At 62.8% G+C, this 14,647-nt stretch carries 10 protein-coding genes and 1 tRNA gene; 4 read left to right on the forward strand and 7 right to left on the reverse strand.

Annotation, left to right across the window (positions count from 1 at the left end; genetic code table 11):
- Positions 1–446 precede the first annotated feature (446 nt).
- Entirely contained in the window at positions 447–704 is a 258-nt protein-coding gene (locus tag U5A67_RS07565) for a PAAR domain-containing protein (protein ID WP_205985483.1), read from the forward strand.
- A 65-nt stretch (positions 705–769) separates the two neighbouring features.
- On the forward strand, positions 770–2,140 hold the full coding sequence (locus U5A67_RS07570) for a hypothetical protein (RefSeq protein ID WP_321813682.1): 1,371 nt from the start codon (positions 770–772) through the stop codon (positions 2,138–2,140).
- A 76-nt stretch (positions 2,141–2,216) separates the two neighbouring features.
- Here U5A67_RS07570 and U5A67_RS07575 read toward each other — a convergent pair.
- From U5A67_RS07575 to fdnG, 7 genes are all read right to left on the reverse strand, one after another.
- Positions 2,217–2,309, reverse strand: a tRNA-Sec gene (locus U5A67_RS07575).
- Between the two features lie 30 nt (positions 2,310–2,339).
- Entirely contained in the window at positions 2,340–4,259 is a 1,920-nt protein-coding gene (selB, locus tag U5A67_RS07580) for a selenocysteine-specific translation elongation factor (RefSeq protein ID WP_321813576.1), read from the reverse strand.
- Complete coding sequence (selA, locus tag U5A67_RS07585; RefSeq protein WP_321813577.1) at positions 4,256–5,713, reverse strand: L-seryl-tRNA(Sec) selenium transferase; 1,458 nt, start codon at positions 5,711–5,713, stop codon at positions 4,256–4,258. Before selA ends, selB begins: the two co-directional genes overlap by 4 nt.
- Positions 5,714–5,723: 10 nt before the next feature.
- On the reverse strand, positions 5,724–6,659 hold the full coding sequence (gene fdhE / locus U5A67_RS07590) for a formate dehydrogenase accessory protein FdhE (protein ID WP_321813578.1): 936 nt from the start codon (positions 6,657–6,659) through the stop codon (positions 5,724–5,726).
- A 99-nt stretch (positions 6,660–6,758) separates the two neighbouring features.
- A complete protein-coding gene (locus U5A67_RS07595) occupies positions 6,759–7,385 on the reverse strand; it encodes a formate dehydrogenase subunit gamma (protein WP_205985487.1) in 627 nt (208 codons plus the stop codon).
- A complete protein-coding gene (gene fdxH, locus U5A67_RS07600; protein ID WP_205985488.1) occupies positions 7,372–8,322 on the reverse strand; it encodes a formate dehydrogenase subunit beta in 951 nt (316 codons plus the stop codon). Before fdxH ends, U5A67_RS07595 begins: the two co-directional genes overlap by 14 nt.
- Before the next feature lie 10 nt (positions 8,323–8,332).
- A complete protein-coding gene (gene fdnG, locus U5A67_RS07605) occupies positions 8,333–11,404 on the reverse strand; it encodes a formate dehydrogenase-N subunit alpha (RefSeq protein WP_321813579.1) in 3,072 nt (1,023 codons plus the stop codon).
- 226 nt (positions 11,405–11,630) lie between these two features.
- Here fdnG and U5A67_RS07610 point away from each other — a divergent pair, with 226 nt between their 5' ends.
- Positions 11,631–13,025 carry a YihY/virulence factor BrkB family protein gene (locus tag U5A67_RS07610; protein ID WP_321813683.1) on the forward strand — a complete coding sequence of 465 codons (1,395 nt, stop codon included), beginning with the start codon at positions 11,631–11,633 and terminating at the stop codon, positions 13,023–13,025.
- Between the two features lie 395 nt (positions 13,026–13,420).
- On the forward strand, positions 13,421–14,608 hold the full coding sequence (locus U5A67_RS07615) for a porin (protein WP_205985490.1): 1,188 nt from the start codon (positions 13,421–13,423) through the stop codon (positions 14,606–14,608).
- Positions 14,609–14,647: the final 39 nt, after the last annotated feature.

Here is a 14,647-nt window from a genome sequence, read left to right on the forward strand (position 1 = left end):
AATCCGAAGGTAAAGGCACGAGCGTAGGCTATCGCACACCGCCCCGCGTACAACGCCCCGGATAGCGCAATTTCCCCCGAACGATCTCAGGGAAAAATCAAATTAAACCAGACACCTAGCGCTATTTTCATGCACAATGAATAACCAAACCCTACAAATATTACATCGATGAGATTCTAGATCAGCATATCGTTTTCGGCTACTGAAAAACCATCCTTCTTTAAAGCTTGACGCATCGACATTGAACGCGATAATGGCAGGCAGCAAATCCGGCAATCAGCCATCGATACAATCTTTTATTATATTTTCAGGCAATAAATACCGGACCGACCATTCAATTCCGGTTTAAAGAAGCGCGTAGCCAGTAAATTCGCCCGTTTTCGGCGGCGCATTCCCGTTCAATCGCTGCACACATCGCGTCACCCGCCCTGCAAGGAGACCCATTCATGTCGAAGCCCTTCATCGTTCTGGGCGACAAGCACAGCCATGGCGGCAGCGTCACGAGCGCTTCGGCCGTGTCGTCGGTGAAGAACCGTGGAATCGCTCGCCGCAACGACACGGTCAGTTGCCCGATTCACGGCTCGAACCATATCGCCGAAGGCGACGACACAATGAGCGTGCAAGGCGAAGCCGTTGCACGCGACGGCCACAAGACGGCCTGTGGCGCGACGCTGATCGCGAGCCAGTCGGCCGGCAGCGACTGAAACGCGCGAAGCAAACGCGCCATACAAGCGATTCGAATCGCATCGAAAACGGGGTGACGACAGGGATGATCAAGGCGTTGCGCAGGACGGCATCAGTGGCCGTGACCTTTATTGTCGTGTGGACGGCGCTCTATTTCTGGTGGCGATCCACGTGGCATCAGCCCAGCCAACGGGAGTTGATACTCTGCGGCATTGCCCTGCCGATCGCTTTGACCGTCGGCATCGCGGTGGCGCGTGCGCTTCTCCAACAGCGCAAGACGCTGCCCGATGCACAGCAACATGGCGCTGCGGCTACGGCATCCACGTCCACGACGACCGCGCCGCCCGACGCATCGCAGGGACTCACCGCAGCGCTGATCGACAGCAGCGTGCGAGTGCCCGCAGGTGCGACCACGGCGGAGGTCCTGATTGCCGCGCAAGCGAATCGCGCGCTCGGCTTGCACCCCGATCTCGAACGTCCCGATGGCAGCGGCGTATTTGCAGGCAGCGTCGAAGCGCTCTCGCTCGATCGCTTCGACACGGAACTGCTTGTATCGGCCCAACACGAAACACTGCGCGACGAGCACTGGCGTGCGCTGGCGCTCGCGGCCGATGCGCTGGACGAACTGCTCGAACGCCACGCCGCGCTCTCGAATCCCACGCCCGACACCCCGCCGCTAAAACTGCATCTGCTGGTGCCGATACGCTGGCAGCACGAAGCGGCCACGCTAGCGGCATGGCTCGAAACACACGCGGCGCAGGAACGCGTGCCGCCGGGACTGGCGCAAGCGCAATTGCATGTGATCGCGAATCCGGTCCAGGGCTGCATGGTTGTCGACGAGGTCATTCAGGCCTTGCACCTGCTGCCTGGGAGCGAGCCGCACGTCGTACTGGCTTTCGATTCATGCGCGACGCAACAGGCCGTGAATGTGCTCGCACGCGAGGGACGCCTTTACGGACACGACCGGCCCGACGGCGAGGTGCCAGGCGAAGGCGCATGCGCGCTGTTGCTCGCGCGTCCCGACACACCGCTGGCCATGCAGGCACCGCGTCTGCATCGGCTCGTGGCGGCTCAGCATGTGCCAGACGGCGCCACGAAGAGCACGCTCGATCATGTACTGGAAAAAGCGCGCGCGCAGTTCGCCCCTCTTTACCCCGGGAATGCGCCCTATGGTCTGATCAGCGACGCCGATCAGCGCAACGCCACGCGCAGCGAAATCGTGACGATCGCCGAACGTACCTGGCAGGACGAAGCGCCCGCGCGCAGCAGTCATTTAGGCCTTGCCAACGGCGCAAGCGGCACGGCGCTCGCACTGGTGACGCTCGCGGTCGCGGCGCAGCGCGCCAACGACACATGCCAGCCGATCTTCGCCGCAACGCTCAGCGACCCGCTCGCCCGTGCAGCAATCCTTGTTGCGCCTGGTGTGCTGGCGACGCCTGTGCCGGACACGGCGTAGAGATCACGAAACTTCTCCACCCGTTAATTCGTATTCCTTTATTTATATTATTACGAAGTGGATGGAAAAATTTGGGCGGAAAGCAGACAGAGTCGAACTGTCCCAGGAACGGCTGACGTCCCCAACTGGATTTGAAGTCCAGCCGCACCACCGGATGCGATTGCCTTCCCTTGCACAACGATCGAGACACAAAACAAAATCAAAGCCATTCACGCATTCGGCTATCGGGTCTTAGAAAATGCAGATCGCGCTGAAACCGAGTATATCCAACGCGATCGAAGAACTCCAGAATCTGGATCGCGCGCTTGCGCCCGAGACCGGACGTATCGCGAAACGCCGCCGCACCGACACCCGCACGACCACCGAGCGCCATCTCCGCAATCAGGCGCGCGAGATCGTGCACAACCTCACGGTCATAAAACAGATCGCGCACGATCTGATACAAGCGCCCAAGGCGTGCAAGCTTACGCAGCAACGCGCGTACCTTCTCTTCCGGCTGTTGCATATCGCGCGCGAGATCGCGCACCCACGGCGGATCGAAACGGCCTAGCGCGATCAGCGGCATAAGCCGCGCAGCCAGCGCCTCCTCTTCCGCGTCGAGCGAAACCGCATGCGAAGGCAGATGCAGCCACGGCCCGCTACGCGCAATGCGCCCCTGCTCGACCAGCGCATCGACAGCCGCGCGCCATACCGTATCAGTGACAAGCGGCGCTGCCATACGCCGCAGACGCGCGGCATCCGGGCCTTGCTCGTCGGGCATCCGCGCATGGAAATCGCCCAGCACATCGACGATGCGCGCAACCAGCCGCGTCCAATGTTCACGCGCCAGCACAATCGAATCTTCGGCGCGGCCTTGCGGCGCGATGACGATCACGTCGTCCGGTAACGCGAGCGTCGCCGCATCGTAGCCCGTCAACTGCGTCAATGCGCTGCGTTCGAGCCCGCGCGGCGCCTGCGCGATCAGCGCATCGACACGCCCTTCATCCAGCCACGCACGCAGCGCATCGAGCCACGCGCGCCGCTCCGGCGTGCGCCGTCTGCGCGACGGGCCGAAGGGATCGAGCACGCGTCCGCCGCCCACGGTACGACTCGCCTGCGCGTTACGCACGATAAAGCGGTCGCCCGGCAGCGCATGCAGCGGTGCATCGAACACCAACTGCACGCGCGCGCGCTCGCCCGCCGCAAGTGTTTCGCCTTCGAGCAGCGCAACGTTCACCACACGATGCGTCGTGCCCAGATGCACGTGCAGTGGCGACCAGTGTTGCAGGGTGATGTCCGCATCGGCGAGCAATTGCAGTTCGACGTCGAGCCGCGTAGCCGGTTGCGCAAGCCGCGCATCGACGATCCAGTCGCCGCGCGCGATGTGATCCTTGTCGACGCCAGCAAGGTTGAGCGCGCAACGTTGTCCCGCATGGCCGATTTCCGCAGCACGATTCTGCGCATGGATGCCACGCACGCGCACGGGCTCGCCAGCAGGCGCGAGCAGCAGCGTATCGCCGGTCTGCACGCGGCCCGCGAAGACCGTGCCGGTCACGACCGTGCCCTGCCCGGTCAACGTGAATACGCGGTCCACCGCGAGCCGGAACAAACCATCGTCGCCGCGCGATTGCCATTGCATCGCCCGCTCGCGCAGATACGCATCGAGTTGCGCGACGCCCGCGTTATCGGGCTCGCTTGCGTGGGTTTCGAAGATCGGCGCGTCGCGTAACGAAGTCGGCGCGAGCCACGCGGCGATTTCCGCGCGTACCTGCGCGAGACGCCCGGCATCCACGCGATCGACTTTGGTGAGCGCGATCGCACCGTGCTGCACGCCCAGCCATTGCAGGATCGCGAGATGTTCGCGCGTTTGCGGCATCACGCCGTCGTCGGCGGCGATCACGAGCAGCGCGAAGTCGATGCCGCATGCGCCCGCCGCCATCGTGTGCACGAGCTTTTCATGGCCGGGAACGTCGATAAATCCCAGCACGTCGCCGTTCGCAAGCGGCGTATACGCGTAGCCGAGTTCGATTGAAATGCCGCGCGCTTTCTCTTCCTTCAGGCGATCGGTGTCCACGCCCGTCAGCGCGCGCACGAGCGTGGTCTTGCCGTGATCGATATGCCCCGCTGTGCCAACGATCACAGGCGCAGCTCCGCGAGTTGGGCAATGAAGGCCGCTTCGTCGGCGCTTTCGAGGCAGCGCAGGTCGAGGTGCAGGGCATCGTCGGCGATACGGCCGATCACCGGGCGCGGCAACGCCCGCAGCGCGCGTTCGAGCCTGAGCAGCGCGCGGCCGCTGCCGCCCTTGCCGCGATGGCGCAGCACGAGGCCGCTACTCGGCAGCACATCGACCGGCAATGCGCCGCTGCCGATCTGGCTGAACATCGGCGCGATACTCGCTTCGTAGCTTTCGCCCAGCGCGCGCTGCCACGCAGGCAAGGCGCGTGTGGCGGCTTCGTGCATTTCGGCGGCGGGACGCGTGAGCAGGCGCAGCGTCGTCAGCCGTTCGCGCAGAAACTCGGGTGCCTGATAGAGCCTGAGCACCGGCTCCAGCGCCGCGAGCGTGAGCTTGCCCACTCTCAGCGCGCGCTTGAGCGGATGCTTCTTGATCTTCGCGATCAGATCCTTCCTGCCGACGATCAAGCCCGCTTGCGGCCCGCCCAGCAATTTGTCGCCGCTAAAGGTCACGACATCCGCGCCGGCTTGCACGGTTGCGCGCACGGTTGGCTCGGCAGGCAAGCCCCATTGCGTGAGATCGGTCAGCGTGCCGCTGCCAAGATCGACCGCGACCGGCAATCCATGTTGTCGCGCCAGCGGTGCGAGTTCGTCCAGTTCGACGCTTTTCGTAAAACCGCTGATTGCGTAGTTGCTGCAATGCACTTTCATCAGCAAAGCTGTGCGTGCATTGATCGCCGCTTCGTAATCCTTAAGATGTGTGCGATTGGTCGTGCCGATCTCGCGCAGACGTGCGCCTGCGCGACTCATGATGTCGGGGATACGAAACGCGCCGCCAATCTCCACCAGTTCGCCGCGCGAGACAATCACTTCCTTGCGCGTGGCCAGCGCGGAAAGCGTGAGCAACACCGCCGCCGCATTATTGTTCACGACCGTGGCCGCTTCCGCGCCCGTGAGTTCGCCAATGAGTTCGTCGATCAGATCGTCGCGATCGCCGCGCTTGCCGGTGGCCAGATCGAATTCGAGGTTCGCAGGTTGCGTGAGCGCCTGCACCACCGCGCGCACCGATTCGTCAGGCAGCAGCGCGCGGCCCAGATTCGTATGCAGCACGGTGCCCGTGAGATTGAAAACCGCCCGCAATTTTCCCTGCGAACGCTTTTGCAAAGCGATATCGGCATCGGCGATCACGTGCTCGATGGAGAACGGGTGCTGTACATCGTCAGCGTGAAGATACACGCCGGACTGCACATCGCGGCGCCATCCGTCGAGCGTCGCGCGGATTGCTTCGAGCACCTGCGTGCGCCCGTATTGCGCGATCAAGGTCTGTGCAGCGGCCGAGGCGATCACGCGTTCCACCGCCGGCATCTGCGCGAGCAAGGCATTTAGCGCGGGTTTCGCACCGTGCGCCACGGTTTCGCTCATGGGACTCGCCTCACTGATCGGCCGGTGCTTCGGGATACAGCAGCGGGTTCGCACTCGCGCGCCGGTAGCCCGCGTCACTCATCAGCAGATCGAGCGTGAGGCTCGCGAGATCATCGGCGAGCGGTTCGCATTCGAGATCCTTGTCCTGATAGCCGATCTTGCGATACGTATGGCATTCGTCGCACGACTCGGCTTTCAAGGCGCCGTCGCTGCCTTCGATGCCGTGATACGCGATGCCTTTGGTCGAATCGCAATTCGTGCATTTCACGCGTACCACATGGTTTTCCGTGCCGCACAAGCTGCATTGCGTATAGCGATAACCCTGGAATGCGCCGCCCACGCGCACGATGCTCGCCACAGGCGGCAGACCGCATACGGGACACACGCCCGGCGCATCCACGTAAGGCACATCCTGCGCGTTGAGACGGCTCGCCAGATCGGTCCATACCGTTTGCAGCGCGGCCATCACGAACGGCGCGGTGGCGGGCATGACTTCGGCGTAGCGTTGCGCGAGCAGTGCGTCCGCTTGCGCGTCGAGTTGCGTGTCGCTCATCGCGCGCAATGCGTCGAGCACCTTGGCCAGCGCAGGCGTCACCGCGCCCGCCGCTTCCACGCGATCGGCGAGACGACGCAGCACCGTGCGCCATTGCGGGTCGCGCTCCGCGCCCAGCGCCGGCAAGATCGGCATCGAATGACGTTGTGCGTTGGCGATGGCCTCGGCGGAAGGCATCTGCGCGTCGAGATGTTCGAGCGCCTGCTGCTGCGCGTCCACGAGCGCCGCCATGAGGCGCATATAGCCGCCGATAGGATTGCGATCCGCGAGCTTGCGCAGACGCGCGGCGCGCTCCCTGAACAGCGTCAGCCGTTCGGGCAGGCGGATGCGCGGAATCGCGGAAGGGTCCTGCGTCTGGATCTGCTCGGGGTCGAGAATGCGTTGTTGCGTCACGGCTTAGTCTCCGTCCAGCCACTTTCCGTCCAACCAGCAAAAAGCCGCCGCGCCCTTTCGGACGAGGCGGCTTGCCAGCAGCGCTATTACCAGGCAACGCTACTTGATGCTCTCGCGGAACCAGCGCGGATGATGCTTGCGCGCCCAGCCCCAGGTGACGTAACCGCGCGTCATGGCGCCGATCGAACCCTTCACCCAGATCGCCGCATAGATATGCACGACGATGCTCACGATCAGGACGAAGGCCGCGGCTGCATGCACGACGGCGGCAAGGCGGATGATCCCGATCGGGAAATAGAACGAGAAGTAGCGCCGCCAGATCACGATGCCGCTCACCAGCAGCAGCACGAGGCAAACCACCAGCGTGAAGAATAACAGCTTCTGTCCCGCATTGTATTTGCCGATCTCGGGCAGTTTGTCCTCGCGGTTATTGAGCACGTCGTCCATCTGTTTGAGCCATTGCACATCGGCTTTGTCCAGATAGTTGTGATGCCAGAAACGCAGCGCGAGAATCATGAACGAAACAAACATCACGATGCCGATAAACGGATGCAGGATGCGCGTCCACTGCCCGCCGCCGAACAGCGCGGAAAGCCAGAACATGGCCGGATGAAACATCGCCAGCCCGGAAAGCGCGAGCAGGACGAAGGTGATGGCCGTGATCCAGTGATTGCTGCGTTCGTTGGCCGTATAACGCTGGATCAGACGCGGTTCATGGTCGCTCATCGTTGCGCTCCTCGGGCGGGATACCGCCACGTTGCGAACGAATGCGCTGCGCTTCGTTCAGCGCGGCTTCTTCGTCCTCGGCATGCGTTTCGTTCGGGCCGATGCGCGTGTAGTGGAAGAAGCCCGCCACCGCCGCGAGCGCGATGCCCGCAAGCGCAAGCGGCTTCGCCACGCCTTTCCACAAACGCACGAACGGGCTGATGCGCGGGTTATCGGGCAAGCCGTGATACAGCGACGGCGTATCCGCATGATGCAGCACGTACATCACATGCGTGCCGCCCACGCCCGGCGGATCGTAGAGCCCGGCCTTATCGAAGCCGCGTTCCTTGAGGTCTTCGATACGCTCGGCCGCGTGCACTTTCATGTCTTCCTTGGTGCCGAAAACAATGGCGCCAGTCGGACAGGTTTTCACGCACGCAGGCTCCTGCCCCACGGCCACGCGGTCGGAGCACAGCGTGCACTTGTACACGCGATGCTCCGTCTTCGAAAGCCTGGGAATGTTGAACGGGCAACCGGTGATGCAATAGCCGCAGCCAATGCAATTCTCTTCGTGAAAATCCACGATGCCGTTCGTGTATTGCACGATCGCACCTGGCGACGGGCACGCCTTGAGGCAACCCGGGTCCTCGCAATGCATGCAGCCGTCCTTGCGGATCAGCCATTCGAGGTTGCCGTCCGGGTTCTCGTATTCCGTGTAACGCATCACGGTCCACGAGTGTTCGGTGAGATCGCGCGGATTGTCGTACACACCCGTGTTGATGCCCACCTCGTCGCGCAGGTCGTTCCACTCCATGCACGCGGTCTGACACGCCTTGCAACCGATGCACTTGGTGACGTCGATAAGCTTCGCGACCGTGCCCGTCACCGGCTCGCGCACGCCTGGCGGCGGCGTGGTGGTGGCGGACAGGCGTTTGATGTCGAGCGACTGGAATGCCATGTTCCCCCCGTTATGCCTTTTCCACTTTCACGAGGAAGGACTTGAATTCCGGCGTCTGCGAATTGCCGTCGCCGACAGGCGGCGTCAGCGTATTCGTCAGATAGCCGGGTTTCGTCAGTCCCGTGAAGCCCCAATGCAGCGGCACGCCCACCGTATGCACCTTTTTGCCCTCGATCGTGAGCGCCTTGATGCGTTTGGTGACCACGGCGACGGCAATCAGATAACCGCGATTGCTCGACACCTTCACGCGCCCGCCATCGGCCACGCCCACTTCCTTCGCCAGCTCTTCGCCGATTTCGACGAACTGCTGCGGCTGGATGATCGAATTCAGGCGCGCATGCTTGGTCCAGAAGTGGAAGTGCTCGGTGAGGCGATAGGTGGTGGCAACGTGCGGGAAATTCTGCGCGGTGCCGAAGGTTTTGCGGTCGTCCGGGAACACGCGCGCGGCCGGGTTGGACGTGGCCTGCGGATTGTTCGGATGAAACGGGTTATAACCCAGCGGGTTTTCGAACGGTTCGTAATGCTCGGGGAATGGACCTTCGTTCATGCCGTCGCGGGCGAAGAAACGCGCCACGCCTTCCGGGTTCATGATGAACGGTCCCGTGCCGAGATCGGGCGATTCGTCGACCTTGCAATCGGGCACATCGGCGCCCGTCCACGCCGCGCCGTTCCAGCCGATCAGCTTGCGCGTGGGATCGAACGGCGTGCCCGCGGTATCGCACGATGCACGGTTGTAGAGCACGCGCCGGTTCACCGGCCACGCCCAGGCCCAGTTCAGCGTCTGGCCGATGCCGGTCGGGTCCGAGTTGTCGCGCCGGCCCATCTGGTTGCCCGCCTGGGTCCACGCGCCGCAGAAGATCCAGCAGCCGCTGGCCGTGGTGCCGTCGTCCTTCAGTTGCGCGAAGCCCGCCAGTTGCTCGCCCTTCTTCACGAGCACCTTGGTGGGATCTTTCGGATCGGTTTGATCGGCGAGCGCACGGCCGTTGTACTCCTTGGCGAGTTCCTCGGGCGTCGGGCTTTCCGGGTCCGAATACGGCCAGCTGAGCTTGAGGATCGGGTCGGGCACCTTGCCGCCATCCTTCTGGTAGGCGGCGCGAATCCGCAGGAACAGCCCCGACATGATCTCCAGATCGCTCTTTGCCTCGAACGGCGGCTGCGCGCCCTGCCAGTGCCATTGCAACACGCGGCTCGAACTCACGAGCGAGCCGTTTTCTTCGGCGAAGCAGGTCGTCGGCAGGCGGAACACCTCGGTCTGGATCGATGTGGAATCGACATCGTTATAGTCGCCGTACTTCTTCCAGAACTCCGATGTTTCCGTGGCGAGCGGGTCCATGATGACGAGCCACTTGAGCTTGCCGAGCGCGGACAGCGTTTTCGCCTTGTCCGGCGAGGACGCGAGCACGTTGAAGCCCTGGCAGATATAGCCGGTCATCTTGCCTTGATTCATCAGCTCGATGGTTTGCAGCAGGTCGTAGGACTTGTCGAGCTTGGGCAGCCAGTCGTAACCCCAGTTGTTTTCCTGGGTGGCGTTATCGCCCCACCACGACTTCATGAAGCTCACGAAGAACGCGCCGTAGTGCTGCCAGTAACTGAGCTGATTCGGCCGCAACGGTTGTGGCGCACGCTTCTTGATGTACTCGCCGTAGTCCTGCTCGGCTTCGACCGGCAGCGTCATATAGCCCGGCAGCAGATTCGACATCAGGCCGAGGTCCGTCAGCCCCTGGATGTTCGAGTGGCCGCGCAGCGCATTCATGCCGCCGCCCGCGATGCCGATGTTGCCCAGCAGCAATTGCACCATCGCGCCCGTGCGGATCATCTGTGCGCCGATCGAGTGATGGGTCCAGCCCAGCGCATAGAGTATCGTGCCCGCGCGCCCCGGCACCGCCGTGCTCGCCAGCATTTCGCACACCTTGAGGAATTTATCCTTCGGCGTGCCGCAGACCTTTTCCACCATCTCGGGCGTATAGCGCGAGTAATGTTGCTTGAGCAATTGATACACGCAGCGCGGGTTCTGCAGTGTAGGGTCGGTTTTCACGAAGCCGTCATCGCCGATTTCGTAGTTCCACGACGATTTATCCGGATACGCGTGCTTTTCAGCGTTGTAGCCCGAATAGATGCCGTCGTTGAACGCGTAATCGTCGCGCACGATAAACGAGAAGTCCGTGTAGTTCTTCACGTACTCGTGCTGGATCTTGTCGTTCGTGAGCAGCCAGTTGATGACCGCGCCCAGGAACGCGATATCCGTGCCGGTGCGGATCGGCGCGTAATAGTCCGCGACCGATGCCGTGCGCGTGAAGCGCGGGTCCACCACGATGAGCCGCGCCTTGCGATGCGCCTTCGCCTCCGTGACCCACTTGAAGCCGCACGGGTGCGCCTCGGCTGCATTGCCGCCCATCACCAGAATCACGTCCGCGTTGCGAATGTCGACCCAATGGTTCGTCATCGCACCACGGCCAAACGTCGGGGCAAGACCTGCCACCGTCGGGCCGTGTCAGACACGCGCCTGGTTATCGAATGCGAGCAGGCCCATCGAGCGGGCCACTTTATGCGTGAGATAACCGACTTCGTTGCTGCCCGCCGAAGCGGCCAGCATGCCGGTGGTCAGCCAGCGGTTGACCGTTTTGCCGTCGGCGGTTTTATCGACGAAATTCGCGTCGCGATCTTCCTTGAGCAGTTTCGCGATGCGGTCGAGCGCCTCGTCCCACGAAATGCGTTTCCACTCGTTCGATCCGGCCGCGCGGTATTCGGGATACTTCAGGCGATTCGGACTATGAATGAAATCGATCAGGCTGGCGCCTTTGGGACAAAGCGTGCCGCGATTGACCGGGTGATCGGGATCGCCCTCGATGTGGATGATGCTCGCGGTGGCGTTTTTCGCGCCGTCGCCGAGACCGTACATGAGTATCCCGCAGCCCACCGAACAATATGGACAAGTGTTGCGGGTTTCAGTGGTGCGCGCCAGTTTGTATTGCCGGACTTCGGCTAATGCGTTGTCAGGCGCGAAGCCCATCAACGCGAGGCTGGAACCTGCCAGCGACGTAGCCGTGACCTTGAGGAACTGACGCCGGGACATTTGCAGCATGGTGCGGTCCTCGGCTTTCTGGTTGTGGGTAGATTCAGTATAAGACGTTTTGAGAACCGGATCGCACGACTTGCGCCGCGGCGCATAGCGCGCAGGCGGGTATCGGGATTGCTATAGTCAAACGAAAGGTGCAGTGCCGGCAGGGCCGCCTCCTCGTTCCTTTTCGTCGGCTTTTTTGGTGGACTTTTCCGGCCGTTGCGCCGGAACATGCTCGAACGCGGGACGCATAACTATGGCAACCATTTCATCCCGGCGGCTCGAATCGGCCGCCCGCAAGGAAGCTTCCTGGGTCGTCGGCGCGTGCCGGCAATTCTTCGCGAATCGCTGCCCGTCGCTGGCCGCGAGCATCGCCTTCTATTCGGCGTTTTCGCTCGCGCCCACGCTGGTCATGGTGATCGCCGTGGCGGGCTGGTTTTTTGGCGCCGATGCCGCGCGCGGCGAACTGTTCCGGCAGGTGCATAACGTGCTGGGCAACGACGCCGCCGCCGGCATCACCACCATCGTGCAGAACGCTCATCGCGCGGGCGGCGCGGGCGGGCTGGCCGCGGTGATCTCGCTGGTGCTGCTGGTGGTCGGGGCGTCCGCAACGTTCTCGTCGCTGAATTCCGCACTCAATATGGTGTGGCCGCCGGACGGGCCGCGCACCTCCTCCGTGATCGCGCTGGTGCGGGTGCGGCTGATCTCGTTCGGTCTCGTGCTGGGCGTCGCTTTTCTGCTGATTGTTTCGCTGGTGCTGGATGCCGTCATCACCTTCGTCGGCCAGTGGCTGCTGGGCGCGTCGACCTATCTGTTTATCGGCAACATCGTGCAGTTCGTGGTGGGGCTGCTGGTGCTCGCGGTGGCCTTCGGCGCGCTGCTGCGCTTTTTGCCCGATGCACTCGTGCAATGGCGCGATGCGATGGTGGGCGGCGTGGTCGCCGCCGTGCTGTTTTCGGTCGGCAAGAAGCTGTTTGCGCTTTATCTCGCGCATGCGGGCATGGCGACGGCGTTCGGCGCCGCCGGTTCGCTCGCGGTGCTGCTGATGTGGCTGTACTTTTCTGCTGCAGTGCTCTTGTTAGGCGCGGAATTTTCGGCCGCGCGTGGCCGCCTGCACGATCCGCGCGGCGCCTGGGGTTTTCTCGAAGAAACGCCGCCGGGCAGCCGCGCCAAGCTCGCCTCGGTGCTGGCCGCCTCGACGATCGCGCCGCTGCGCGAAGCGGCCATCGGCGCGCCCAAAGCGACTGCCGTGCCGATCGGAACCGCCGCTGAAACAGAAAACGGTGTGAGCGCCGGCACGCCGCCGCCCTACGCCGCCGCTCTGACCGCCGAAACCGATGCCACCGGCGCGGCCGACGATCTGCACGAACCGCTGCGCGCCATCGGCCGGGCGCGCGCGACGGGCGGGGCGTTTGCGCGGCGTGGCGTGGGCGCGCTGCAGATTCGCCGCTCGGTCGTGCGCCTGGAAGACAGCGCCACCTATGCCGCCGCTCTCACGCTGGTGCAGGCCGGCCGCACGGTCGCGGCCGCCGACCGCTATCTGAAACGCCATCCCTGGAGTTCGGTCCTGCTGGTCGCCAGCGCCACACTGGCGGTGACCGCCGCCGCCAGCCGACGTCATCCCAGCAAGCGCGACAAGAACTAGGCAAGCGCCGCTCGCATCGCGTCGATCTGGCTTCTTCAGCATCCCTTCACACCGCACTCCTTATTAGAGTGCGCGCCACGCATACCCATGAGTAAGCCTATTTAACGGCGCAACCAGGGCACACCCCTGGTTGCTCCATGTTTACCCGTATTCGTCTTTCGACGAGGTTGCACTTTTCGCGACTTGTAGCAGAAACGACAATAATGCAGAGTCAACAATCCAGTATTTCGAGATCCAGAAGAATGGCGTAATCGCCCGCTTTTCAAGGCCTTACCGGCGGGTGTCAGCTTTTCGCGACACTGATTTTTTTTCAGTTCGGTGGTTTTGCACCCCTGCGTTATTCTCCTTTGCGCAACAGCAACAACTAAATCAAACATCTGCGTGGAGAATTCTGGATGAAACGAGTCGCACTCTCGACCCTCTCGCTGGCCCTGCTGGCCGCGACCGGCGTGGCACATGCACAAAGCAGCGTCACCCTCTACGGTGTGATCGATGAATCGATCCAGTGGGTTCACAACACCGCAGTCGATGGCGCCAACAAGAATCTGTATCAACTGGCTGGCGGCAACCTGTCGGGCAACCGCTTCGGCCTCAAGGGCACGGAAGATCTGGGTGGCGGTCTGAAGGCGATTTTCCAGTTGGAAAACGGCTTCAACATCAACAACGGCAAGATGGGCAGCTACAACGGCAACTCCGCCCTGTTCGGCCGCCAGGCATACGTTGGTCTGACGCATGAGCAATTCGGTACGGTCACGCTGGGCCGTCAGTACGACCCGCTGGTCGACCTGGTTCAGCCGCTGACGGGCGACAACTACTTCGGTAGCCAGTTCGCAACGCCGGGCGACATCGACAATAACGACAACAGCTCGCGTACCAACAGCGCCATCAAGTACACGTCGCCGGTTCTGGACGGCTTCCAGTTCGAAGGCATGTACGCACTGGGCGGCGTCGCTGGTTCGACGGGTTCGGGTCAAAGCTGGGGCGCAGCCGGTACGTACGGCATCGGCTCGCTGAACATCGCTGCTGGCTACTTCCGCATGGACAACTCGTCGAACCCGGCTAACCGCCTGACGACGAACGGCGGCTGGGCATCGCAGGCAACCTCGGACAACGTGTTCCAGGACGGCAGCGTCATCACCGACGCATTCGCATCGGCGAAGTCGGTTGGCATCGCTTCGGTTGCTGGCCAGTACGTCGCCGGTCCGTTCACGATCGGCCTGCGTTACAGCAACGTGCAAGTCAAGCCGGACGGCTACTCGACGTTCCAGTCGACCGAGCGTTACAACGTCGGCGGCGCGTTCCTGGGCTACCAGCTGAACCCGGCACTGCTGCTGGGTCTGGGCTACATCTACACGCACGCTGCAGGCGACACGTCGAGCTCGTACCACCAGGTTTCGCTGGGTGCGGACTACAACCTGTCGAAGCGCACGGACTTCTACGCTGTGGCGGCTTACCAGCACGCCAACGGCACGCAGCCGGGCCAACCGGGCGTGAACGCAACGGCATCGATCGGTTCGTACGGCTACAACTCGGCTTCGAGCTCGCAAGAGATCGTCAGCTTGGGCATCCGCCACAAGTTCTGATCGTCAGCATGAGCCGGGCGCATGCCCGGCCGTGCGATG

Origin of the sequence: Paraburkholderia sp. J69-1, assembly GCF_905220255.1 — a bacterium.
Lineage (GTDB): Bacteria > Pseudomonadota > Gammaproteobacteria > Burkholderiales > Burkholderiaceae > Paraburkholderia.

Coding starts and splice junctions, on each gene's coding strand:
- U5A67_RS07565 (WP_205985483.1), top strand. CDS start 447: ATGTCGAAGCCCTTCATCGTTCTGGGCGACAAGCACAGCCATGGCGGC.
- U5A67_RS07570 (WP_321813682.1), top strand. CDS start 770: ATGATCAAGGCGTTGCGCAGGACGGCATCAGTGGCCGTGACCTTTATT.
- selA (WP_321813577.1), bottom strand. CDS start 5,713: ATGAGCGAAACCGTGGCGCACGGTGCGAAACCCGCGCTAAATGCCTTG.
- U5A67_RS07595 (WP_205985487.1), bottom strand. CDS start 7,385: ATGAGCGACCATGAACCGCGTCTGATCCAGCGTTATACGGCCAACGAA.
- fdxH (WP_205985488.1), bottom strand. CDS start 8,322: ATGGCATTCCAGTCGCTCGACATCAAACGCCTGTCCGCCACCACCACG.
- U5A67_RS07615 (WP_205985490.1), top strand. CDS start 13,421: ATGAAACGAGTCGCACTCTCGACCCTCTCGCTGGCCCTGCTGGCCGCG.